This is a genomic window from Desulfococcus sp. (assembly GCF_041737845.1).
Classification (GTDB): Bacteria; Desulfobacterota; Desulfobacteria; order Desulfobacterales; family Desulfococcaceae; genus Desulfococcus.
Genome location: NZ_JBGSQX010000160.1, coordinates 84,917 through 109,305, shown reverse-complemented (window position 1 = coordinate 109,305; position 24,389 = coordinate 84,917). Strand labels below are relative to the sequence as shown.

21 protein-coding genes are annotated in these 24,389 nt (G+C 59.7%); 15 read left to right on the top strand and 6 right to left on the bottom strand.

The genetic code is table 11. From position 1 onward, the window contains the following. Window positions 1–70: 70 nt before the first annotated feature. The 3 genes from ACEW8N_RS20405 to ACEW8N_RS20395 all read left to right on the top strand — a co-directional run bounded on the left by ACEW8N_RS20405 (window position 71) and on the right by ACEW8N_RS20395 (window position 4,262). On the top strand, window positions 71–1,573 hold the full coding sequence (locus ACEW8N_RS20405) for an NADH-ubiquinone oxidoreductase-F iron-sulfur binding region domain-containing protein (protein WP_373501711.1): 1,503 nt from the start codon (window positions 71–73) through the stop codon (window positions 1,571–1,573). A 53-nt stretch (window positions 1,574–1,626) separates the two neighbouring features. Continuing rightward, window positions 1,627–3,714 carry an RnfABCDGE type electron transport complex subunit B gene (locus ACEW8N_RS20400; RefSeq protein ID WP_373501710.1) on the top strand — a complete coding sequence of 696 codons (2,088 nt, stop codon included), beginning with the start codon at window positions 1,627–1,629 and terminating at the stop codon, window positions 3,712–3,714. A 74-nt stretch (window positions 3,715–3,788) separates the two neighbouring features. Beyond that, complete coding sequence (locus ACEW8N_RS20395; RefSeq protein ID WP_373501709.1) at window positions 3,789–4,262, top strand: SoxR reducing system RseC family protein; 474 nt, start codon at window positions 3,789–3,791, stop codon at window positions 4,260–4,262. 42 nt (window positions 4,263–4,304) lie between these two features. Here ACEW8N_RS20395 and ACEW8N_RS20390 read toward each other — a convergent pair whose 3' ends face one another. Genes ACEW8N_RS20390 through ACEW8N_RS20380 form a run of 3 tightly spaced genes read right to left on the bottom strand, consistent with a single transcriptional unit; the run spans window position 4,305 to window position 6,243 of the window. Next, on the bottom strand, window positions 4,305–4,751 hold the full coding sequence (locus ACEW8N_RS20390) for a universal stress protein (protein WP_373501708.1): 447 nt from the start codon (window positions 4,749–4,751) through the stop codon (window positions 4,305–4,307). Between the two features lie 13 nt (window positions 4,752–4,764). Continuing rightward, entirely contained in the window at window positions 4,765–5,676 is a 912-nt protein-coding gene (locus ACEW8N_RS20385) for a protein kinase (protein WP_373501707.1), read from the bottom strand. A 6-nt stretch (window positions 5,677–5,682) separates the two neighbouring features. Then, window positions 5,683–6,243 carry a GAF domain-containing protein gene (locus ACEW8N_RS20380; protein WP_373501706.1) on the bottom strand — a complete coding sequence of 187 codons (561 nt, stop codon included), beginning with the start codon at window positions 6,241–6,243 and terminating at the stop codon, window positions 5,683–5,685. Between the two features lie 378 nt (window positions 6,244–6,621). Between ACEW8N_RS20380 and ACEW8N_RS20375 the strand changes: the two genes are divergently transcribed. Then, on the top strand, window positions 6,622–8,853 hold the full coding sequence (locus ACEW8N_RS20375; RefSeq protein WP_373501705.1) for a patatin-like phospholipase family protein: 2,232 nt from the start codon (window positions 6,622–6,624) through the stop codon (window positions 8,851–8,853). A 75-nt stretch (window positions 8,854–8,928) separates the two neighbouring features. On the opposite strand, the gene ACEW8N_RS20370 is transcribed toward ACEW8N_RS20375, so the two are convergent. Next, entirely contained in the window at window positions 8,929–9,279 is a 351-nt protein-coding gene (locus tag ACEW8N_RS20370) for a DVU0772 family protein (protein ID WP_373501704.1), read from the bottom strand. A 458-nt stretch (window positions 9,280–9,737) separates the two neighbouring features. Here ACEW8N_RS20370 and ACEW8N_RS20365 point away from each other — a divergent pair, with 458 nt between their 5' ends. The 11 genes from ACEW8N_RS20365 (at window position 9,738) to ACEW8N_RS20315 (ending at window position 21,410) form a co-directional block, all read left to right on the top strand. Then, window positions 9,738–10,190 (top strand): hypothetical protein, encoded by a 453-nt coding sequence (locus tag ACEW8N_RS20365; RefSeq protein ID WP_373501703.1) that lies wholly within the window; start codon window positions 9,738–9,740, stop codon window positions 10,188–10,190. Window positions 10,191–10,706: 516 nt separating this feature from the next. Beyond that, window positions 10,707–11,270 carry a DUF4136 domain-containing protein gene (locus tag ACEW8N_RS20360; RefSeq protein WP_373501702.1) on the top strand — a complete coding sequence of 188 codons (564 nt, stop codon included), beginning with the start codon at window positions 10,707–10,709 and terminating at the stop codon, window positions 11,268–11,270. A gap of 135 nt (window positions 11,271–11,405) precedes the next feature. Continuing rightward, window positions 11,406–11,825, top strand: coding sequence for a hypothetical protein (locus tag ACEW8N_RS20355; RefSeq protein WP_373501701.1), 420 nt, complete (start codon window positions 11,406–11,408; stop codon window positions 11,823–11,825). Window positions 11,826–12,076: 251 nt separating this feature from the next. Beyond that, window positions 12,077–12,688, top strand: a complete 612-nt coding sequence (locus ACEW8N_RS20350; RefSeq protein ID WP_373501700.1) for a TetR/AcrR family transcriptional regulator — start codon at window positions 12,077–12,079, stop codon at window positions 12,686–12,688. Between the two features lie 275 nt (window positions 12,689–12,963). After that, complete coding sequence (locus ACEW8N_RS20345; protein WP_373501699.1) at window positions 12,964–14,112, top strand: acyl-CoA dehydrogenase family protein; 1,149 nt, start codon at window positions 12,964–12,966, stop codon at window positions 14,110–14,112. A 33-nt stretch (window positions 14,113–14,145) separates the two neighbouring features. Next, complete coding sequence (locus ACEW8N_RS20340; RefSeq protein ID WP_373501698.1) at window positions 14,146–14,928, top strand: enoyl-CoA hydratase-related protein; 783 nt, start codon at window positions 14,146–14,148, stop codon at window positions 14,926–14,928. A gap of 1 nt (window position 14,929) precedes the next feature. After that, window positions 14,930–16,522 (top strand): acyl-CoA carboxylase subunit beta, encoded by a 1,593-nt coding sequence (locus ACEW8N_RS20335; protein ID WP_373501697.1) that lies wholly within the window; start codon window positions 14,930–14,932, stop codon window positions 16,520–16,522. Between the two features lie 17 nt (window positions 16,523–16,539). Beyond that, window positions 16,540–17,712: a pyruvate carboxyltransferase gene (locus ACEW8N_RS20330; RefSeq protein WP_373501696.1), complete on the top strand. Its 1,173-nt coding sequence runs from the start codon at window positions 16,540–16,542 to the stop codon at window positions 17,710–17,712. Window positions 17,713–17,873: 161 nt separating this feature from the next. Beyond that, window positions 17,874–18,512: a helix-turn-helix domain-containing protein gene (locus ACEW8N_RS20325; RefSeq protein ID WP_373501695.1), complete on the top strand. Its 639-nt coding sequence runs from the start codon at window positions 17,874–17,876 to the stop codon at window positions 18,510–18,512. Window positions 18,513–18,623: 111 nt separating this feature from the next. Further along, window positions 18,624–19,391 (top strand): alpha/beta fold hydrolase, encoded by a 768-nt coding sequence (locus ACEW8N_RS20320; protein WP_373501694.1) that lies wholly within the window; start codon window positions 18,624–18,626, stop codon window positions 19,389–19,391. A gap of 66 nt (window positions 19,392–19,457) precedes the next feature. Next, window positions 19,458–21,410 (top strand): acetoacetate--CoA ligase, encoded by a 1,953-nt coding sequence (locus tag ACEW8N_RS20315; RefSeq protein ID WP_373501693.1) that lies wholly within the window; start codon window positions 19,458–19,460, stop codon window positions 21,408–21,410. Between the two features lie 85 nt (window positions 21,411–21,495). Here the strand turns inward: ACEW8N_RS20315 and ACEW8N_RS20310 are convergent, their stop codons facing one another. Beyond that, complete coding sequence (locus ACEW8N_RS20310) at window positions 21,496–22,236, bottom strand: DnaJ domain-containing protein (protein ID WP_373501692.1); 741 nt, start codon at window positions 22,234–22,236, stop codon at window positions 21,496–21,498. A gap of 151 nt (window positions 22,237–22,387) precedes the next feature. Then, window positions 22,388–24,286: a multiheme c-type cytochrome gene (locus ACEW8N_RS20305; RefSeq protein WP_373501691.1), complete on the bottom strand. Its 1,899-nt coding sequence runs from the start codon at window positions 24,284–24,286 to the stop codon at window positions 22,388–22,390. Window positions 24,287–24,389 lie beyond the last annotated feature (103 nt).

Sequence of the window (24,389 nt, the reverse complement as noted above, 5' to 3'; positions counted from 1 at the left end):
GGGCGGGGAAATGCTCAGTGACTATGCCCTGGTTCAGATACGGCAGACACAGTAACAAGGATTGAGCACCATGACGCCTAAAAAAACAGCCGCAGTTCCCTATATCGACGAGCATCCGTATTTTAAGCATCAGCAGCTCATCGTGCTTCGCAACAAGGGAATCGACCCGGAAAGCATTGATGCCTATATCGGCACCGGCGGGTATCAGGCAGCGGCCAAAGCCCTGCTTGACATGACCCCGCAGGAGATCATAGCTCAGGTGCAGATATCGGGCCTGCGCGGCCGCGGCGGCGGGGGCTTTCCCACGGGCCAGAAGCTCGCATTTGCCGGCAAAGTGGAAAGCGACATCAAGTACGTGCTCTGCAATGCCGACGAGGGCGACCCAGGCGCTTTCATGGACAGAAGCGTGCTTGAGGCCGACCCCCATGCGGTGCTTGAGGGCATGCTCATCGAGGCCCGCGCCATCGGCGCCTCAAAAGGGTATATATACTGCAGGGCCGAATACCCCCTTGCTATCAAGCGCCTCACCATCGCCATCGAGCAGGCCCGCGCCTACGGCCTTCTCGGGCACAACATTCTCGGCAGCGGCTTTGATCTGGATATCGAAATTTACCAGGGCGCAGGCGCTTTTGTCTGCGGCGAGGAGACCGCCCTGATGCGCTCCATCGAGGGCCGGCGGGGCATGCCCCGGCCGCGGCCGCCCTTCCCGGCGCACAAGGGATTGTGGGAAAAGCCGACTATCCTGAACAACGTGGAAACCCTGGCCAATGTCCCCCAGATCATCCTGAACGGCGGGGCGTGGTACGCCAGCGTCGGCACCGAAAAAAGCAAGGGCACGAAGGTCTTCGCGATCTCGGGCGACGTCAACAACATCGGGCTGGTGGAAGTCCCCATGGGCACGCCGCTCAGGACCTTGATCTACGATGTGGGCGGCGGCATCCCGAACAAACGGAAATTCAAGGGGGTTCAACTGGGCGGCCCGTCTGGCGGATGCATCCCCGAGCACCTTCTTGACACCCTGGTCGACTATGAAGAGATCGCCAAGGTCGGCGCCATCATGGGCTCCGGCGGGGTGATCGTCATGGACGACCATACCTGCATGGTGGACATGGCGCGTTTCTTCATGGATTTCATCCAGGACGAGTCGTGCGGCAAATGCACCCCCTGCCGGGAAGGCACCAAGCGCCTCCTGGAAATCCTGGAGAAGATCTGTGATGGACGGGGGACCGCCGATGACCTTGATGTCCTGGAGGAGCTTTCGGCCACCATCAAGGAAGGATCCCTCTGCGGTCTCGGGCAGACGGCGCCCAACCCGGTGCTCTCCACTCTCAGGTATTTCAAGGATGAATACCACGCCCACGTGTTCGACAAGAAATGCCCGGCCAAGCGGTGTGCGGCCCTCCTGAATTTTGAGGTTGACCCGGAGAAATGTACCATGTGCGGCGCCTGCTTCAAGGCGTGCCCGGCGGACGCCATCGTCTGGAAAAAGAAAGAGGTGGCCGTGATCAACAAAGAGAAGTGTGTCGAATGCCTGACCTGTTTCGACAGATGTAAGTTCGATGCCATCAGTTAATGCTGGAGTCGCATAGACATCAAGGGATCACAAGGGATCAAGGAGTATAGAATATGATAATAGCCGTTTGTATCATGGGAGGATTGGGAGTCATCGTGGGCGTCGGACTTGCCGTTGCATCCAAGGTCTTTTACGTCTGGGTGGATCCGACGGTGGAAGCCGTGGAGGGGGCGCTTCCCGGCGCCAACTGCGGCGGCTGCGGATATCCAGGTTGCTCCGCCAATGCCGAGGCCATCGTTGCCGGCAAGTCTCCCGCCAACTCTTGCGTAGCCGCCGGCATAGAAACCGCCGAGGCCATCGCCGCGATTCTCGGGGTATCGATCGAGGCCAAGGAGCCTGACATCGCCAAGTCCGGTTGTTATTTCGGTTATCAGGACGCCGATGTCAAATATATCTACAACGGCATGAACGATTGCCGCGCGGCCTCCCTGCTCGGCGGCGGAATGAAGGTCTGCACCATCGGCTGCATCGGGCTGGGAAGCTGCGCCCGGGCATGTCCCTTCGGGGCCATCGTCATGGGGCCGGACAACCTCCCGGTTGTGGACGCGGCAAAATGCACCGGGTGCGGCACCTGTGAGCGGGTATGCCCCAAGCATATCATCACGCTTTCATCCATCACCCGCAGAATCCTTCGGGAATACACCGACGATGAGTGCACCACGCCCTGCCAGCGGGAGTGCCCCGCCGGCATCGATATCCGGGAATACATCCACCAGATTCAACTGGGCGACTATCGCCGGGCCGTTCAGGTCATCAAGGAGCGGAATCCATTTCCCACGGTGATCGGCAGAATCTGCCCCCGGCCTTGCGAAAACGCCTGCCGCCGGAATCTCGCGGACGAGCCAGTGGCCATCAACTTCCTGAAGCGTTTCGTCTCCGAGTTCGAGAAGGAGAGCGGCGAGCGAATCCAGCCCTACAGGGCCCCCGGCACCCACCGCAAGGTGGCCGTCATCGGCGGCGGCGTGGCAGGTCTTTCCACCGCCTTTTTCTCCGCCCGGCTCGGCCATGACGTCACCGTCTTCGAAGCCACGGCGCATCTGGGCGGTCTCCTCAGGACCGCCATTGCCCCGGAGCGGCTTTCGGAGGATATTCTGCAATGGGACATTGACGGTATTATCGACATGGGGGTCAACACCCGGACCGGCCTTTCCATGGGCATCGACTTTACCCTGGACCGGCTGCTGGCGGACGGGTTCGAGACGGTCTTTCTGGCCACCGGCGGATGGGACAACCGCCTGACGCGGCTTTCCCCGGATCAGATCGAAGAGGTCTTTCCCGGAGCCTACCTGCTCATTGACCTGATCAAATCCGACGCCGAGCGCCATAACACCATGCCGCTTCAAAACGATGTGGTGATCCTGGGCGGGGGCGCCACGGGCCTCCAGGCCGCGAAGATCTGCTGGGATCTGGGCGCTGAAAAGATCACCGTGCTCTTCCGGGAGTCCCGAGACGAGTTGACGAAGGAAGCCCTGGCGCTGCTGCCGGAGCTGGAGGAGGCGGACGCCGTCTCCATCGTCTACGATGCCGCCCTTACCCGCGTTTTCGGCGAGGGCCGGAGGCTGGACGAGGTGGAGTATATCGACCTGAAAACCAAGGCCGCCACGACGGTAACGGCCCGGAACCTGTTCATCGCCGCCGGGCGGTTCCCCGAGATGATCTTCACCAAATCCTCCGAGGCGGACGCGGCGGCGGATGACGCCGGCGAGCCGAAAGCCAAGCCGTTCCAATGGATCGGGACCGCGGCCTACAAAAAGCCCGACTTCAAGGATGAGACCGGCGTCTTCTCGAAGGGCGACGCGGTGACGGACTACAGCGCGGCGATTCGCGCCATCGGTGCCGGGCGGCGCGCAGCCGCATCCATTCATCGAATCATGTACGGCATTCCGCTGACCCTGGACGAAAATGTCCTGGGTCCCGCCTCCATGATTCAGAATGTGGACCATGTCGAGTCCGTCAGCATCGCCGGACGCCAGATCATGCCCATTGCCGGTCCCAGAGAGCTGGCGGAAAAGGGCGTGCTCGAATTGGGCTTCACCGAATCCATGGCCGTGAAAGAGGCGGATCGTTGCCTCCAGTGCGGTCTGATCTGTTATGAAAAATCGCAGGCCACACTTGCCGGCGCAAAAAAAGCGGCGGCGTAGCCGGTTTCTTGGGATGGCGGGGCAATCCATGGTGGATGCCCCGCCATTTCATTTGAAGTAGGAAGGAGGTTCGCGTGATCACTGAAAACGGCATCGTCACCAAGATCGATGCAACGATGGCCCGGGTGAAGACCGTTCGCCGAAGCACATGCGAGGGGTGCGGCTCCAAGGAGTCATGCGAGGGGGCGAAAACAGGAGAGGTGGAAGCCGTAAACCTGGCGAACGCTCAGTTGGGGGATGCCGTGACGGTGGGCTTCGAGAGCGGTGCGCTGATCAAGATTTCGATGCTTCTCTATATTTTTCCGGTGGTGTGCATGATCGGCGGCGCGGTTCTGGGCAACTATCTGGCCCCCAGCTCCGGCATGGACGAATCCTCGGGGGCGGCCCTGTTTGCCTTCGGCTTTTTTTTCATATCGTTTCTGTGTATCCGCCTGACCGGCAGCAGAATGACGGGAAACACCCAGTATCAGGCAAAAATCATCAAGATCAGGGGCAAGGGGGCGGCTGCCCTCGAAGCGGCGTCATCGGCCCCGTGCAACACACGCTGACGCCGGCGCCCCTCATGCAGGCGGTGCCGGGCGCGGCAACGATCAAATGAATTTCACCACCAGAACTCCGGTTCCCTCAAGTGCTCTCACCAGTTTGACGCTGACGTCCCCCATCACGAATTCCTCCGATTTCGATTTTTTCCTGCGACCGATGACCACCATGTGATAGATGTCCCGGCTGAATTGATCGATAATGGCATCGGTCACCGTGGGATAGGGGTCCGTCACGAGGCGGATGCGGATAAGCGCCGGATTCATGCCTTGTTGGATCAGGAAGTTTTTTGCGTTTTCCATTACGCCCTGGACCCGGGTCTCCTCTTTCCGGGCGAAATCCTCCCCCATCAACTCTTCGCCGGCGCCGGGCCGTCTGAAGACGTGGAGAAGGGTGATGTCGAGGCTGTCCGGTTGAAACGGAAGCCTCGAAAAATAGTTGAGAACGCTTTGGGAGCTTTTTGAATCTTTCAATGCCAGAAGTATGGACTGTCTCACGTACCCCCCCCTTTTATTGACCACCCATGGATTGCAGATAGCCGCTGACCGCATCCGAGATTTCCGCAGCCGACTCGTAATAGACCTCCGCCTGCTGGGAAAAGTGCATCAGAATATCATTCAGCATGGGCGGGATATACGGATAGAGTTTTCTGAGATTGACGAAGCGCCATTTGTCGAGCAGGGAAAAGTCACCGGGTTCCAGCCGATCAAAAAGATTCCCATAGAGCCGGCGATCATTGTGGATGGAGTGAACGGTGTGAAACCCCTTGCCGACGGCGTAGATCAAAAGATTTCCAAGCCCGAAGATGTCGAGGCTGAAGGGATTTTCCGGGGCATCGAAGTCAAAGTCGAAGTCGATCCAGACATAGTTTCCGGTCTCCCGCTCCACGATGATGTGGTCGTTACGAATATCGCCGTGGCGGAAACCGTGTTCGTGCAGGAACTGAATGGCATCGAAGGACGTGAGCAGGTGTTGTAAGATGCCGGGGAGGATGGTATGAAAATAGGTTTCATGAGCCATCGTGAAAGAGCCGATCTGGACGAAGAGGTTGTGTCCGAGCACGATGTCCAGCACCCGGATGCTGTTGTTCTTGGGATCGATGGTGGAGGTTCCCTGCATGTAATGGGGGCGGCCCTTCACAAGATCGAGAACCCGGCTTTCCTTGTCCGGGTCCCGGAAGCATCGGATGGGGACGCCGCCGATGGTGACACAGAAGGTTTCGAAATAGGAGAGCTTGATGAGTTTCTTTTCCCCGGTCAGGCTGTTTTTTGCTTTTTTTACCCAGAATTTCGGATCTTCGATGCCGAAGCGGCGTTCCCGTTCATGCCCGAACACGGTATATCGCTCGCTCCCCACGATGATTTCATCGCCGTGATCAATGGCAAAAAAATCAGACGTATCTGTAAATACCTTTCCGCCCATCCCCGGTTATAATCCTTTCAGCATTCTGAGGGGTAATGATTCCATGGCGTATTTAACCTTTTCAAGGAAATTCTTGAGACCGTTGTTCTCGATGACGAGGCCCAGGTAATCCGCAAGGAGGGAAAAAGCTTCGAGGTCTTCGTTGTTCAGGCGCCAAATGCGGTCATGATAAATCCGGATCAACCCCAAGGGGGCCTTTCGGTATCGGATCGGGACCGAGAGCATGGAGGTGATGCCTTCCTTTCGGGCTTCCTCGGGATACTGAACGCGGGGGTCGTTCTGGAAGTCTTCAATGAAAACAGGCGCATTTGTGGAAAAAGCACTGAATTTTTCATCCACGAAGATGGGGCCCTTGTTGAGATAGGCTTCACTGATGCCGAAACTGGCGACCCGAAAGAGCTGGCCCTCCCGCTCGTCGTAAAGCATGATGCTGCACCCCATGACCTTCAGGGAACGGCAGATGCGCTCGACGATGTGGATGATCAGCCGGTCGATGTCATCGTAGGCCAGGATGGAGCGGCTGATGGCCTTGAACTCATTGAATTGAATCTTGATAGCATCTTCCATCTTTGATATCTCCTCAGGCCGGCGGTAAAGGGATTCAAGCGAAAAAAGGCCGCCGGCTGCCGGACCCGCCGCGGCATGCCTTGGCGGATCCAGGACAAGCCGCGGCAGCTCTCCGTAAGATATAGAGGAAATGTCGCCTCAAATCAAGGGTCGTGTTCACGATGCATCCGGTACTGGATGCCTGGCGCTCTCCGGAATGAAACGTATGTTGTTCCGAAGGGATTCGCCAAAGCTGTGGCGCTTGGAGAAAAACTGTGGCACATTCCTGAGTCGAGGAGAGTCCTGTTCCGGCGCTTTTGTCCGGTTACCGATGACAGGGCGGGTTTCCCCTGTCTGACGTGCCGTCATCCAGATCGATCCAGAAGGAGGAAGCAGCGTATGATGCTTGGGAGGGGCGGCGTGTGGATCATCATTTCAGCGGTCCTGTGGAGCGTCGTTTGCGGGGCGGAGAGGCTTCGTGCCGATGATGCCCCTGTGGGCGGACGGCCCAGGATCGGGCTTGTGCTGAGCGGCGGCGGTGCCCGCGGGGCGGCCCATATCGGGGTGATCAAAGTGCTGGAGGAGATGAACGTCCCCATCGATTATATCGCCGGCACGAGCATGGGTGCCATCATCGGGGGGCTTTATGCCGCCGGCCTGAACGTCGAGGAGCTCACTGCGGCCCTTCGGGACATCGAGTGGAAGGACGCCTTTCACGATTCGACCTCCAGGGAGGAACTCTCCTACCATCGGAAACAGGATGATCGGGGATTCCTGGTCAAGGCCAAGGCGGGTTGGAAGGATGGAAAGATTCAGTTCCCCAAGGGCCTCGTTCAGGGGCAGAAGCTCAACCTGATCCTCAAAGACCTGACCATGAGGGTCGCCAACGTCGACGACTTCGATCGCCTGAGGATTCCCTTCCGGGCCGTCGCCACCGATCTTGCCACAGGCGATCCGTTCGTCATCGGGAAAGGAAACCTCGCCACGGCCCTCCGGGCCAGCATGTCCATCCCCGGCGCGCTCGAGCCGGTGGAGATCGAGGGCAAGGTCCTCGTGGACGGGGGGGTCTCCAATAACCTGCCCATTGATGTGGTCCGGGAAATGGGGGCGGGCGTGGTCATCGCCGTCTCCATCGGCACCCCTCTCAGTCCCACGGACGAGCTGAAATCGGTTTTCGCCGTGACCGGTCAGTTGACCACCATCATGACCATGCAGAACACCATGCGCCAGATCGCGACCCTCGCCGCCGGCGACATCCTCATCGAACCGGACCTCGGGGATATCACCACGGCAGACTTTACGCGGGCACTCGAAGCCATTCCCATCGGCGCCCGGGGCGCCCTGAAAGAGAAAACCGCCCTGGCGGGACTCTCCCGGAATGAGCCGGATTTCCAGCACTGGCAAGCAGGCCTCCAGAGACCCGGGTCCGAGGGTCGATGGACCATCGACTTTATCGAGATCGACAACGATTCCGGTCTTTCGGAAGAGGTCATCCGGTCCAATATCCGGGTACGCGAGGGGGAGTATTTCGATGCCGAAGCCGTGAAGAGGGACATCAGACGGATTTACGGCCTGGATGTTTTCCAGCGGGTGGATTACGAGATCGTCCGGAGCGACGGCCAGAGCGGCATTCGGATCATGGCCAAGGCCAAGGAATGGGGGCCGGACTATGTTCAGTTCGGGCTCAACCTGGAAAGCGACTCCAAAGGCGACGCATCCTTCAACATCGGCGCCGGCCTCACCCGGACCGCCATAAACAGCCTGGGCGGAGAATGGCGCACCGAGGTTCAGATCGGTGCAGCGCCTCGAATCCTGACGAAATTCTATCAGCCGCTCAATGCCGAGGGGCGATATTTCGTCGAACCGCTGTTTCGGTATATGGAATATAATCTTCCCTTGTACGAGGAAGACCAGCAGACCGCGGAGTTTCGGGTGCAGGAAGGGGAGTTCGCCCTGACGGCGGGAAGCCAGTTCGGAGACTGGGGTGAACTGCGGATGGGGTATTCGGCCGGCTGGGGAAGGAGCAAGGTCAGTATCGGCGAGCCTGAGGACTTTCCCATGATCAGCTACACCAAATCCGGCTTCGTCGCGAGGTTTTCCGGCGATACCCTCGACAATCTCTATTTTCCCCATCTGGGGAGCCGCTCGACCGTCGACTACTACGCATCGATCCGAGACCTGGGGGCGGACAGCAACTATCAGACTCTGTCCGCAAGGGGGATCCTTCCGTTCACCCGGGGCGACCATACGGTGATCGGCGGATTGCTGGCGGAGACCACGCTGAGCGGAGATCCGGAGGTCTCGGACCTTTTTTCCCGGGGCGGGTTTCTGAACCTTTCCGGTCTCAGCAGTCACCAGATCACCGGCAGGCACTCCGGCCTGGGCGAGGTGATCTATTACTACCGCATTGATAACGCCAAGGCCATCATGACCCTGCCGACCTACGTCGGAGGGTCGCTGGAGATCGGAGGTGCCTGGGAGGATCTATCCGACATCGAAGCGGGCAGCCTGATCCCGGCGGGCAGCCTGTTTGTCGGCGTGGATACCTTTTTCGGCCCGATCTATCTTGCGGGCGGAATGGCGGAAGGGAACAACTATGCCTGGTATCTCTATCTGGGAACCACCTACTGAGATCGGCGCATACCCCATTCTGCTGCGGCACCGGACTGTTGGCGGGGGTGCTCCCGAGGCCTCGGGAGCATTGTCTCAGTCCGCATCCAGCTCTTGTTTGAGCCAGGCCTTGATGTCATCTTCCAGGGCATAAACCCCCTTGAGCTCGCAGACCGGTCTTTCAAAGCGCCGGGGCAGTTCGAATCTGGCCAGTTCGACGGCCTCCTCCGAGTTCCTTCGGATGAGGTAGATATAGTAGGGTTTGGACCAGCAGTTGATAACGAAATAGGTGGTGTAATCGTCCGGCGACCGGATGACGAAGCCGTCGCCCCTGGCCCAGTTGTTGCCCCACTCCAGGTAGAGCCGGATGGCCTCTTCCGGGGTCATCTCCCAATTGATGGAATTGATCAGGGCTTTGTCCTGTTTGATTTCCTCAAGCGTCAACATGCGTTTCTCCTTTCCGATGAATCCCCGAAGCGCGGGGATCGTTCATTTCGAGGGGTGCCCATTGCCTTTTCGTCTTGGCGGCTTCCCCTGCAACAGAAATGGTCATGTAGGATGGAAATTTTGTCTCATATTATAAAGACGAATGTGCCAATAACAAGTGAGGAGGGATACCTTTGCAGGAACCGGACAATGGTGGGCGAAAGCGGTGAGGGTTCGGGAGGTGAATGCCGGCCGACGTCGACGCGCTGTTTTCCCGTGATCCTCTTTCAATCCTGAGGAGCGCCTGCTTCATTCATTCCCGAATGAAACGCCCCGGCGGCCATGGGGAACCTCATGGCGGATGCATCTTGATCTCAACCCGAAGGGGCATTAGTTTGAATGGTACAGACACAGGTCCTCCCGGAAAGAATCCGGGGTTTGGCGGACCGCCTTTTACAGGCGGCAAAAGGAGGCTTCAGATGTTCACAGGAAACAACGCACGGCGGCCCAAAGGCTGGATAGCGACGGCGGTGCGCATCATCGGATCGATACTGGTTCTGGGCGCCTGTTCCGCGATCGACCCGATCGTCCCCCCTGAACGGCGGATTCCCCTCCGCGACGGCGGCGCACATTCGGGTCAATGGAAGGACATGGATGCCTCCGTGTGGTATCGCTATACCACCGGCGGACAGCCGGCGGGGAAGATGAGAATCAGCGGCAGTGTCTCCGCCCGTATGAGACTGGATCAACTGAGCGTATCCGTTCGATTCCTGGACGGCGGAGGGGAGGTTTTGGGGTCGGGGCAGATCTACAGCAGCGGATACCGCAATGGGGCTGTCGGCGGTGAATATGACCGGACGTTCGACATCCCGGCAGGTACCGAGGCCCTGACGTTTGCATCCTTTTCAAAGCACCGTCTGGGGCCTCGATGACGGTGAATGCCGGATCGAGCGCTTCGTCCGCTCCCGCTCCCCCATGCGCGGATGGTGACCGCACCCTACATTCTGATCCTGACCAACAGCTTTGTACGGTCCACGGCGGAGATCGAGGTGGCATGGGAGGCGCTCCGGCAGGATGAATCCAGATGCAATCCGCCCATACTGATCTCCCTGCTGTTCGACCTCGTGACCATCTTTCCATTCAGTTCATCGGTATGGGTTGGATGGGAGAATACATCGGGCGGAGATACCACGGCGTCCGGGCGCGTACGAGAGATATTGCAAAGCGGATTTCCGGGAGAAAAGCCTGGGAGGAAAAAACGCCTCCCGGATTGTCCCGAAACAGGGCATGCGAACCATCGACCGCCCGGCCTCCCGCGGCAGGGGGGATGCTGTTGACAACAGCCGGAAACGGCTTAATTTTTGGACAATAATTTCAGTTATATTTGTGCTGGCGCAGGGGTTCGGGCCGCAAATCCGGAAGGTCTCATCGGGGTGAGGAGAGTCATTATGAGGGCGTTGAAAACCATCGTCATGGGCATGTTCGTCATCGGGCTGTGGGGCTGTGCATCGGTTTCCGTCAAGACCGATTACGATCGGAGCGTCGATTTCCGCAAGTTTAAAACCTACAACTGGGACAGCGATCACCATGTCCCGGGGGATGTGCTGACCAGTGACCCGCTGCTGCGCAAGCGCATCAAGACAGCGGTCGACCAGGTATTGCAGTCGAAGGGGTTCGAGAGCAGACCATCCGGAGAGGCTGATTTTACCGTGGTGATCCATGCCGGCGTCAAAGAGCGGATGCGGATCACCAACTGGGAAAACTACGGATGGTATGATCCGTGGTGGGGCCCTTACGGCGGTCGGGTCGATGTCAGCTATTACACCCAGGGGACCCTGGTTATCGACCTGATCGACGCCGCCACCCGGGAGCTGGCGTGGCGGGGTCTCGGAGAAGGGATCGTGCGGGAATACACCGACAGCATGCGGATGGAAGAGGAGATCCGCAACACCGTGACGGAGATATTGAAGCATTTCCCGCCGCAGGACAGCAGCCCGTCCAGGAAGAAGTAATCCCTCCAGCCGGATCTCACGGAACCCCCGCGCCCGCCTTCCGAAGCCGCGGAACCGGCGGGCGTTTGCGGCGCTGCCCCCATGTGTCGGCCTGAAAGACGTCCTCGTCTCAAGGGTACCCCCGGAGGTTTCGCCATGCATTTTACCCACATCGAACATAAACCGTTTCAATGGATTCATGCCACCGGTTCGTTTGTCAACCGCTGCGATCTCGATATCTTTCTCTTCGAGACCCGGGCCCTGGTCGTGGCGACCGAAAGGGAGGAGGACAGGGGATCCGGGATGAGCATCACCAACGGCGCCGCGATTCTTGCCACCATCGTCATGCAGAAATACCGCCTGCACCCGAAGGCGCTCTTCTGGATCGAGCACTATCCGGAAAAGGAGCTGGGGGGAAAGAAGATTTACCGGATGGCCGAAGTCTATCAACGGGTGACCTTCACCTACCAGGGGAACCGGCTCGTGGTGCCCCAGTGGGAATCCCTCGACAAGGATGGGGCTCAGGCGTTCATTGATGCCCTGAAAATCCCCAGAATGGTTTCGAGAAAACCCTGACCCCGGGGCGGGGCTCCCTTTTTTCCCTTCTCCGGTGTCGATTCAAGCAGGTCAATCTTAGCGAATGATATGCACCAGCACGCCCCCTCGGCCGGCAGCTCGCCGGGCGCCTGTCCTTTTCAGCCCGCATCGTAAAAATAAATCTTGTTGACAGCAGCCGGAAAGTGTGAGAGACATCAGCCTAACGACCGGTCGGTAAGCGCGGGTGCCGAACGTATGCCCTGCAAGCCGGGGTGGAGAGGGTTATTGATATGAGCAGCATGAAGGATACCATCAGGTCGATCGCCATCGAGCTGTTTTTCCGGAAAGGCTATTTCGCGACCAGTATCAGCGACATCGCCAAAGGCAGCGGCATCCAGAAAGCCAGCATTTACTATCATTACAAGAGCAAGGAGGAATTGCTCTTCAGCATCCTGAAGTCGACGATGGATGATCTGACGCGATATCTGAAAGAGAACCTTTCGGGCCTTGAAGACATCGAAGCCAAAATCCGGGCGGCGGTCCACGGCCATGTGCGTTTCCACCTTGAGCGCCAAAAGGAAAATTTTATCGCCAACAGTGAGCTGCGTGGGTTGAGCCGGGACCATTACCGGATCATTGTGGAAAGACGCGATGAATACGAGGAGATCTTTCAGGACCTGATCCGTCAGGGCAAGGAGCAGGGGGTATTCGGTAATGTGGATGTCAAGATCCTTTCTTACGCCATATTGACCTTGTGCACGGCCGGTGCTTCCTGGTTCAATCCCGGCGGGCGGCTGACCGTCGACGAGATTGCGGATATCTATGAGAATTTCATCGTGGACGGGCTGAAACAGGGGGGGCAATGTCTGTATCCCCCAGAAGCTGCCCATGTGATGCGATGAGACCCAATAGTTCGAAAATAAAGATAAATTAAAGAAAACCCGGTTTTATTCAGCGTTCTTTTTGTCTTGACAAACCAACGGTTTCGTGGAATGAAGACGACCGGCAACCTAACGACCGTTCGGTAAAAAATGGGGGGGGGCGAATGGCGCCCCGGGTATCCGGAATGCAAAGATATCACCCGTTCGGACGGTTGGCTGATCAAGACTGAAAAGGGTATGAAAGTGGCCGATTCGGCGATAATTTTCAGATGCGTATCCCATGAAAGGAGGTCGCGTTGGATTTTGACTTAACCAAAGAACAGGAAATGATCCGAAAAGAAGTACGGAATTTCGCTCAGAGTGAAATCGCGCCGGTAGCCCAGGAGTTGGACGAAAAGGAGACGTTCTCCTTGGAACTCACCCGGAAGATGGGGGAAATCGGCCTTTTCGGCATGTTTGTCTCCGAAAAATATGACGGTCAGGGTATGGACTATCTCGCCTACATTATTGCTGTGGAGGAGATCGCGCGCATCGACGGTTCCCAGGCCGCCACCATCGCCGCCGGCAATTCCCTCGGTATCGGCCCGCTCTATTATTTCGGGACCGAGGAGCAGAAACAGAAATATCTCCCCAAGCTGTGCCGCGGAGAGGCCCTCTGGGGCTTCGGCCTGACGGAGCCGACCGCCGGCTCCGACGCGGGGGGCAGCAAGACGACGGCCGTGCGCGACGGAAATGAATGGGTGCTGAACGGTTCCAAGATCTTCATCACCAACGCCGCCTGCGAGATGACCCTGGGGGTGACCGTACAGGCCATCACCGGCACCCGCCCCAACGGCAAGCCCGAGTATTCCTGCTTCATTGTGGAGCAGGGCACGAAGGGCTTCAAGGCCAATCCCATGCACAAGAAAATGATGTGGCGGGCCTCCAACACCGCCGAGTTGTATTTTGACGACGTCCGCATCCCGGAAAAGAACATTCTGGGAAAACCCGGCGACGGATTCCACCAGATGCTCAAGACCCTCGACGGCGGGAGGCTTTCCATCGGGGCCATGGGGCTGGGCGGGGCGCAGGGCGCCTATGAGCTGGCCCTGAAATACGCGAAGAAGCGCGAACAGTTCGGGCAGCCCATCAGCAAATTTCAGGCGGTGGCCTTCAAGCTCGCCGACAGCGCCATGGAGATTGAATGTGCGAGAAACCTCCTGTACAAAGCCTGCTGCCTGAGGAGCCAGAATCGTCCCTTCGAGATCTATGCAGCCATGGCCAAGCTCTACTGCTCGGAGCTCATGGGGCGGGTGGCCGACCGGGCCGTCCAGATCCACGGCGGATACGGACTGATGAAAGAATATGACGTGGAGCGGTTCTACCGGGATCAGAAGCTCCTGGATATCGGCGAGGGGACCTCGGAGGTCCAGAGAATCGTCATCTCGCGCCATATCGGCTGCTGAAGACCACCCCCAACCGCTTTTTCGGAGGATAGCATGAGCGACAACTTGCTTCTGGTGGAACGGACGGATCAGATCGCGATCCTGACCCTGAACCGCCCCCAAATGATGAATTCCTTCAACTTCGATATGCTGCGGGCCCTCAGGGACCAGGTGGACGCCCTGCGCTTCGACCCGGACATCCGCGTCGTGGTCATCACGGGTGCGGGCGACCGCGCCTTCTGCGCCGGCGCAGACCTCAAGGAGCGGGCCACCCTTTCCCCGGTCCAGGTCAAGGAGTTCATTTTTACCATACGGAATCTGTTTACGGCCATCGAACAATTGCCCAAACCCGTTATCGCAGCGGTAAACGGCATCGCCCTGGGCGGCGGCACCGAACTCGCCCTGGCCAGCGACGTCCGGATCGCGTCCTCGGGCGCGACGATGGGCCTCACCGAGACCCGGCTGGCCATCATCCCCGGCGCGGGAGGCACCCAGCGGCTGCCCCGGCTGGTGGGCAAGGGCAAGGCCAAGGAGCTGATCTTCACCGGCCGGCGGGTGGAGGCGGCCGAAGCCTTAGGCATCGGGCTGGTCAATCAGGTCTGCGAACCCGGGGAACTCCTGGACGCCTGCAAAAAGATGGCGGGCATGATGTGCGAGACCGGCCCCATTGCCATCGAACAGGCCAAGTATGCCGTCAATTACGGAATGGAGACGGATCTGGCCACCGGCCTGGCCATCGAGTCCAACGCATACTGGGTGACCATTCCCACCGAGGATCGCCTGGAGGGGCTGGCTGCATTTCGGGAAAAACGAAAACCGGTATACAAGGGGAGATGAGATGAGCGAAAATAGAAACTTTTGGGAAAACGAAGAGAAAAAGCTCGACGAGCGGGTTCATGAGGCGGTCTGGCCCGGCGGCCAGAAAGCCGTCGATCGCCTGGCCAAGCAGGGGAAACAGCCGGTGCGGGACCTGATCCAGCTCCTCATCGATCCGGGCACCGAGTTTTTCGAGTTGAGCCGGATCGCGGGCTTTGGCATGAACTATCCCGGCGACATCGAAGACGTGCCCTCCGCCGGACTCGTCACCGGCATCGGGAAGATCCAGGGCAACTGGACCATGATCTTCGGCAACGACAGCCGGGTCAAGGCCGGGACCTATTTTCCCATCACGCTGAAGAAGCATATCCGTGCCCAGGCCATCGCCGAGCGGTGCGGCATCAACTGCGTGTATATCGCCGATTCCGGCGGGGCGTTCCTGCCCATGCAGGCCGAGGTGTTCCCCGACGACGGCCATTTCGGTTCCATGTTTTACAACATGGCGCGCATGTCGGCCAAAGGCCTGAAGCAGGTGACCCTCAGCACCGGCGGCAACACGGCCGGCGGGGCCTACATCGTTTTCATGGCCTGCCAGTCCGTGATGATCGACAAGCTCTCCTATTCCTTCCTGGGCGGCCCGCCCCTCGTGAAGATGGCCACCGGCGAGATTATTTCCGCGGAGGATTTGGGCGGCGCCCGGGTACACACCCATGTTTCCGGCGGGGCAGACCATTTCTGCGGGAACCAGGTCGAGGCGGTGACCCGGGTCCGGGAGATCCTGGCCCTCGATCGCCCGCAGACGCTCCATACCCAGCGATATGCGGAGTCTCCGCCCACCGTCCCGCCGGAAACTCTCTACGACCTGATGCCGGCAGCAATTCATCAGGGGATCGACGGCCGCGCGATTCTGGAAGCCATCGCCGACGATTCCTATTTTATCGAATACAAGAAGGATTACGCCCCGGGCAGGGGCGACAATATCCTGTGCGGGAAGATCCGCATTCAGGGGATCCCGGTGGGCGTGATCTGCTCCAACGCGGTCGGGATCATCTTCGCGGAGGCGGCCCGCAAGGCGGCCGAGTGGATCGTCCGCTGTTCCCAGGAGAAGACGCCGCTCCTCTTTGTCCAGAACGCCCCCGGATACATGATCGGCTCGGAATCCGAGCACCAGGGCATCGGGAAATACGGCTCGGACATGGTCCGGGCGGTCTCCTGCGCCCAGGTCCCCCGGATCCAGTTGGTCATCGGCCCGGACAACGGCGCGGCGAACTATGGGATGTGCGGCCGGGCCTACAAGCCCCACTTTCTCTTCCACACCATGCGGGCCCGGACCGGCGTCATGAGCGGCCGGAGCGCCGCCGGGGTGCTGCTTTCCATCGAGGAGCGCAACCGGGCGGCCACGGGCAATCCCATGACCGACGAGGAAAAACAGGCGTTCAGTCAGAAAATGATCGAAAAATACGACGGTGAAGCCCATCCTTTCTATTGCGGTGCCCGGATTTTGAGCGACCGCGTGCTTAAATTTTCCGAAATCCGCGACTGGCTGGGAATGGCCTTTGAGGTGAGTCTGCTTCAACCCATCGGCGAGCCGTCCTTTGGAAACTTCAGATTTTAGAAAGGAGACACAGTACCATGACGGAATATGATTACTGGAAAATTTTCCCCCGGATGCCGAAAAAGGTGACTATCGGGGATATTACCATCCGAGACGGGTTTCAGCACGAAGAGAAATTCATCTCCACCGAGGCCAAGAAATTTTATCTGGAGGAGTTGATCTTCGCCGGATGCCGGTACATCGAGGTGACCAACCTGGGCAACCCATATCTGATGCCCCAGTTTCGGGACGCCGAAGAGCTTCTGACCCATCTCCGGAGTGACCGCTTCAAGAAGAAATGCGCGCAGAAGGGCATCAACTACGATGACATCTGCCTCACCTGCATCACGATCCGCGAAGGCGCCGTGGACCGGGCCATCCAACTGAAAGAAAAGGGCATCGGGCCCGACCGGATATTGATGATGGTCTCCACCGAAGAGCAGCACCATTTCGCCAATTCCGGCACGACCCTGCCCGACTACTGGAAGGAGTCCGAGCGGTGCATCAAGAAATGCACCGACGCCGGCATCAAGATGTGCGGAACGGTCAGCACCATCTGGGGCAGCCCCATCGGCGGCGCCACCGACATGAAGGACGCCGTGGAATTCACCAAGCGCTGGCTGGAGATCGGCGCCCATGACGTGGAGCACGCCGACCACGACGGCAGCGCCTCGGCGCCGGATGTCTACCGGTACTTTTCCATGATCCTCGACCAGATCCCCGACACCCGGCTCCACATCGCCCATTTTCACGAGACCAAGCGGGTGGCGGCGGCGTCCGTCCTGGCGGCACTGCAGGCCGGCATCACCAACTTCGAGGCGACCATGGGCGGTCTGGGCGGCCAGCCGGCCAACTTCCTGGACGACTGCCCGGTCAAGGGCACCGGCGAGTATTATTATTCGGATCCGCGCTACGTGGGGCTGGTGACCCTGGAGGACACCCTGGTTCAGATCGACGAGATGGGCATCGCCCACGGCTGGGATGTGGACCGGGTTCTCTGGCTGGGCAAGCAGTTGGAGCGGACACTCGGCCGGAGGCTCAGGTCCGAGGCCATCTTGAACGGCCGCACCCTCAAGGAAGGCCATCCCAGATTCGCCCGGCCGGGGCTTGCCAAGGTCAAAGCCAAACTCGGAGAAGACACCGGCCAGAAACTTCCCAAGGAATGGGGCGATAAAGCGGTCCTGCCGGAACACTGCCGGGCCGCGGGTTGAGCCGGGGGTTTGTTCCCAGGATTTTTCTGTTATGTTGCCTCCCCGGATCGCTGGTCCGATGTCGGCGGTCCGGGGCCTGCGCAGAAAAGTCAGGCTTCACCCCCGGGGCATCCGCCGGAAGGATTTGAACCGGACACCTAACATACTACGGAGTGTATATTATGACATCGCAAGAGCAGCCTCCTCATATCAATGTGGACTATTTTGAAGATTTGACCGGAGAACTCTCGGTATCCGGGCAAAGCGGGATCCAGGAGATCGGAAAACGCTTGAAATCCCTGCGGCAAGAAAAGGGGATCACCCTGGACGAGCTTGCCAGAAGAACGGGATTCGATGCCGATTTCCTGGCAAAGATCGAGCGTCAGGAGATTTATCCCCAGCTCGGTACGATCATCAAGCTCTCCAAGTCCATGGATGCGGCGTTCGGACAGGTCCTGGCCGGGAAGGGGGACAAGCCCTATTCCATCACGCGCCGGAAGGACCAGAAAACCGTTGCCCGGTCCACATCCCACAAAGGGCAGAAAAACGTATATACTTATAAGGGGTTGGCGCCCGAGGTCAGGGGACGGAGCATGGAGCCGCTGATCGTTCAACTCCAGGCGGCGCCTGACAAGGAACTCTCCCAGCACGACGGGGAGGAGTTTATCTATGTCCTGGGCGGAACGGTGCTTCTGGAGATCGGGGAGGACCATTTTGAATTGGAACCGGGGGACAGCGCCTATTACCTTTCCACCATCCCCCACTGGATTGCGGCAAAGGATGACAGCGCAACGATCCTGGCCGTCATCTACGACAAATAGGAACCGACACGGCGGCGGGGGTCAACCGGCTGAAGGCCGCCGCTTTCCCCCGCCGGCACCCGGGTTTCGGCGGGGGGCCGATTCTGAAATCGCAGGGAAAAGGAAACGCTCATGCCGGTTGCCGTGATGGAGGAAGAGGCTGTTTTTTACGACCGGAGCGACGCTGAAACCGGGCCGGCCCTGATTCTGGTCCATGGCTCCGGCGGAGATCACACCCACTGGCCGGAGGGGCTGCGGCACCACGATGCGATGCAGGTCTTTGCGCCCGACCTGCCCGGGCATGGGCGGTCGACCGGCGCCGCACGGGAGACCGTGGAGGCCTATGCCCGCGTCATCGACCGGTTTGCCCGGACGCTCGGGATAGGCAGAGCGGCGGTGGCCGGCCATTCCCTTGGCGGCGCGGTCGCCCTGACGCTGGCCCTCATGAAGCCCGATTGGCTTTCCGGCATCCTTCTCGTGGGAACCGGCGCTCGTCTGCGGGTCCACCCGAGGATCCTGGAGGGGCTTTCGGCATCCTTCGAAGAGACCGTCGGGATGATCTGCGACCTGTCGTTCGGACCGGAAGCGCCCGCGTCCGTCGTCGCCGATGTACAGAGTCAGTTGATGGGGAACGACCCCCGGGTCGTTCAGGGGGATTACCGGGCCTGCGATCGTTTCGACGGCATGGGGGGCATCGGCGGCATCGCCTGTCCCACGCTGGTGATATCCGCGGCCGACGACCGGATGACGCCGGTCAAATACGGGGAATTCCTCCACCAGCGGATCCCGGGGGCGACATTCGCCCTGATCGAGAGCGCCGGCCACATGATGGCCTTGGAGAAGCCCGAAGCCGTGATCGCCGCGGTGGCCGGGTTCATGGGAATACCGCGCGAACGATGATGCTTGTTCTGGGAAAGTGCATTCTGTTTTTTTCATATATCTACGACAGCCGATCAAGGGGGCACAATGGGTAAACTGTTATGGACACCTTCCGAAGCGCAGATTCAGGATTCCAACATGCACCGGTTCATGGCCGGCGTGAACCGGAAATACAAGACGAATTTCACCACCTATCCGGAGCTCTGGCAGTGGTCCGTCGACAATATCCCGGAGTTCTGGGCCGAGATGTGGGAATTCGCCGGGGTCATCGCATCCCGGCCGTTTGAGGCGGTGATCGACGATGTCTCCCGGATGCCCGGAACACGGTGGTTTCCCGGTGCGCGCCTCAATTTCGCCGAGAACCTTCTGCGATATCGGGACGACCGGACGGCCATCGTTTTCCGCGGGGAGGACCAGGTCCGGCGCCGTCTGACCTACGCCGAGCTTTATGAGGAAGTGGCGCGTACGGCCAAATCTCTTCGGGCCATGGGGCTGAAGCCGGGGGACCGGGTCGTGGGGTTCATGCCCAACATGCCCGAGAGCATCATCGCCATGCTGGCGGCGACCAGCCTGGGCGCCGTCTGGTCTTCGTGCTCCCCGGACTTCGGCATCAAGGGGGTGCTGGACCGGTTCGGGCAGATCAAGCCCCGGGTGCTGTTCACGGCCGACGGATACTTTTTCAAGGGCAAGAAGGTCGACAGCCTCGAACGGATCACCGAGATCCTGAAGCAGATCGGCACGGTGGAGAAGGTCGTGGTTGTGCCCTACACGACGGACGCCCCGGATATCAGCAGCGTGCCCGCCGCCGTTCTGTTCAATGATTTCCGCGCGGCGGCGGCCGGCGACATCGAGTTCGCGCAGCTCCCCTTCGACCACCCGCTTTACATCATGTATTCGTCCGGTACCACCGGGCTCCCGAAATGCATGGTGCAGGGGGCGGGCGGCATCCTCCTCCAGCAGATGAAGGAGCACCTGCTCCACACCGACCTCCGGCGGGAGGACCATATCTTCTATTTCACCACCTGCGGCTGGATGATGTGGAACTGGCTCACCTGCGCCCTTTCCGTCGGGGCGACGATCCTCCTTTACGACGGCAACCCCTTCCACCCCGGCCCGGAGGCCCTCTGGCAGATGGCGGAAGACGAGAAGATGACCGTCTTCGGCACCAGCGCAGGCTATATCGCAGCCCTGATGAACACGGGCCTGATCCCCGGGGAGAAGTTCGACCTCGGGGCGCTGCGCGCGCTGCTCTCCACCGGATCGCCGCTTTCCATCGAGGGGTTTGACTTCGTCTATCAGGGCGTCAAGCCGGACATCCAACTGGCGTCCATATCCGGCGGCACGGACATCAACGGCTGCTTTGCCCTGGGCAATCCCATGGGGCCGGTGTACGCAGGCGAACTCCAGTGCCGGGGTCTCGGAATGAAGGTCGAGGCCTTCGACGAAAACGGGCGTCCGGTCATCGGCCGCCAGGGCGAACTGGTGTGCACGGCGCCCGCACCGTCCATGCCCATCTATTTCTGGGACGACCCTGACGGAAAGAAATACCACGGGGCCTATTTCGACGTTTATCCGGGGGTGTGGCGCCACGGAGACTATATCGAGATCAACGGGCACGGCGGGGTGACCATTTACGGCCGATCCGACACCACCCTCAACCCCGGCGGGGTCCGCATCGGCACGGCTGAGATCTACCGGCAGGTGGAGATGCTGGACGAGATCGAGGACAGCCTGGTGGTGGGTCAGGATTGGAAAAACGACGTCAGGGTCATCCTCTTTGTCAAGATGATGGCGGGGTACAGCCTGACGGAGGAGCTGAAAAACAAGATCCGCAAGACCATCCGCGTCAACGCCTCCCCGCGCCACGTGCCCGCCAAGATCATCGCGGTCCCGGATGTGCCTTACACCCTCAACATGAAAAAGGTGGAGCTGGCCGTCAAGAAGACCATCCAGGGCCAGGCCGTCCTGAACAAGGACGCCCTCAAGAACCCGGAGGTTCTGGATGTCTATGCCGGCATCCAGGAACTTCAGGAAGATTAGCCGAGTCGACGCAAGGCCCGCTCGATGCCCTCAGGGGGGATTGAGCGGGCTTTTTTTTTGGGGTGCATCCCGGCACACTGAAGAATCACGCCTGCCGGCTCACAGGGATCGGCTGGACCCAGACGTTCCGGTCCCCGTCGAAGAACCATTTGTCGAAAAATCCCCGCCGCCGGATGAAGCTCGGGCTTTTTGCCCAGGTCAAAAGCTCTTCATAGGCGCGGTGGATCCGGATGAACGACCGGGAGTCCCCCCCGTGATCCGGGTGGTGACGCAGGGCCTGCTTCCGGTATGCCCGTTTGATGATCTCCATGCATTCGGGGCGGACCAGGGCAGCCTCATCCAGGTTGAGGTGGACCAGGGCGCTGCCTCTCAGGGCGGGGATGTGAAGCTCCACCGGTGATATCCTCCCGGGAGAGAGAGGCTTCCGGCTGGACTGGCTCAGCACATGCCGGGCCGCGAGGTAATTCTTGCGGGTGCGGCCGTGCTCGGCCCACCATGTCTTGCCGAGGATGTCCCCCAGATCGCTCACGTCATCGCCCGGAACCCGGTTTTCGTTGCGGGGGTAAAGGAAACTGAAGATTCTGCGTTCGCTGTAGGGCATGAGATCCAATACGATCACGGCGTCGGTGAAATAGAAGGTGGCATACCGGATGTTGAGCGCCCGGAGCAGGCCGGTGCGCTGGTCCAGCTTCCGCCGCAGGAACTGCCGGCATGCGACGGCGCAGTACCGCCTTCTGGCCATGTTCTCGGAAGTCCCGCAGGAAAGGCAGCGATGGGTGGATTTTTCCTGTTTTTTCTCGGGGACATGTTGGGTCGGAGTTTCCATAACTGCTGATTGTATCAGCATTCACTGCGGAGATGAAGCGGGAAATGGCATTCTTCCGGGCCTGCCCGGAGGCGGCGCCGGCAAAAAAGGTCGCCGGTGCCCCGAGGGGCGCCGGCGACCCAGGGTGCGATGGAGGAACCTCAGACGCGCTTCAGTTGGCCCGGGTGAAAGTGTGGCAGGCGCTGCAGTCATACCGCTTGTCGGTGACGTGCTTCCGGTGGACTTTTGTAAAGTATTCCGATTCCGGCCATTTCCCGGATTTATCTCCATGACAGCTGGCGCAGAGGGGCCGGTTGTTTCGGGTTGGGTTCGGTGTGTACCCGAGCTTCCCGAAATCGATCCGACTCCCGTCATTGTGGCAGCTATTGCAGGAAAGGGCTTCCTCCTTCGGCGCCACCTCGTGGAAGAGGCCCAGATACCGTTCGGTTTCGGCAAATTCATAACCGTTATAGGTCCAGCCGACGCCTTGGACGCCCAACGGCACTGCATTCTCCAGACTCCCGTTTTCAAAAAACTTTCCAATCTTCAAGGGCAGCAACTGCCGGGTCGTGGGATCGATGGGCTGGTATCCTTCATGGCGCTTGAAGGCGTGGATCTTGGCGGCGGGGTCCCGGATGTCGCCCATGGGGCCCGACATCAAAACCTTGCCGTTCGCTTCGGGTTTCGCGGCATCTCCGAACTGGTAAAAATAGGACTGGCCGTTGAAAAAGGCGTATTCCGGGACCATATTCCGGCCTTTGACATGGTAGGGCTCGAAAAGCCCGGTGCTGGCGACCGGATCACCGGGCTTGGACCAGTCTCTTCTCATATCCGTCGGTGCTTCCTTGGCGAAAAGGGGAATGTGGCATACGGTGCAGTTGACGCGAGCCGTGTGCTTGTTGATATCCCCGCCTTCGTGGGGGGTGTTGCCGTGGCACTGGATGCAGTCCACCTTGGCATCGGATTCCCGGGGCCTCAGATCGCTTCCGCGGCCGGCAATCCTGTGGCCGGAGGCGACATGGCAGTCCAGGCAGTCGAGCCCGGCGCCGCCGTCGGCCGCTGCGGCCATGTGGACGTCGAAGCTTCGCGACGGATTCCGGTGGGCCTCTTCGATATCCCCCCGCTTGAAATTGTTGCCGCCGCCGGCATTGGCATGGCAGTTCAGACAGGCGTCTTTGCCCGGACGCCCGACATTTGCCGCCGCCTGGGTCACGGTGACCGCCATTTTTTCGGTGTCCGGGACAAACCGAAAGGTGCCGTCGGGCAGTTGTCCGACCTTTCGTTTGTAGTCATCGGCATGGCAGACCAGGCAGTCGATGTTTTCCAGCGGGTCCTGAGACGTTTCCAGATTGGGCTTCTCGCCGAGGCCGGCGTGGCATTTGGCGCAGCCGCCGTCCACGGGCAGGCCGTCCACGTTGGTCAGCTTTCCGATCCAGTTGATGTCGGGATAGATGCAGAAGTCGTTGATGCCGCCCATCTTGCCTGCGGGATCCTCGGTGAGGCCGACCGTGTCGGCGGCGCTTCCTTTCCACTGGTAATGGACGGAACTGTAAACCTCCTGGGCTTCCTCGCGATGGCACTTCAAGCAGGTTTGGGTTCCTTCATAGCGGGTGAAACGTCCGGCATGGGCGCCTGCGGCGGGCGACGGGTCCGTGGGAGCGTCCGGCGGGCCTGGCGGATCAGGCGGCGTGTTCACGCAGATATCGGGCGGGGTTTTGGTATAGCCCGTCTCGACATCCACGACGCGCGATTCCACTCGGATCGTGCAGGGCGGCGCACCGGAGATCTCCCTTCTGAATCGGAAATTTCCCTTGTCGTCGGATCCGACGGTGCCCAGCAGGGTCCCGGACATGGCATCCCATACGCTGACCTTTTCTTTTTTTTCAGCGCCGTATCCCGTTACGGTCAGCCGGCTCCTGTCTGTATCCCAGCGCACCTCGGCGATTCCCAGAGATGGTGATCCCCCGTCGGGGGACGCATCCGCCGAGGAGCCTGCGCACAATGCCGCCGCGAGCAACAGCAGGAGCAAATACCCGCGGAAGAATGTATCGTGGCTGTTTGCTTTCATCATAACCCTACCTCTTTTCCTTTTTCAGTATTGGGTCGGCGAGAGGGATATCCGCTGGCCTGAATTGTCGGCAGGAAAATCCTACACTGTGGCATAGAATAGATGC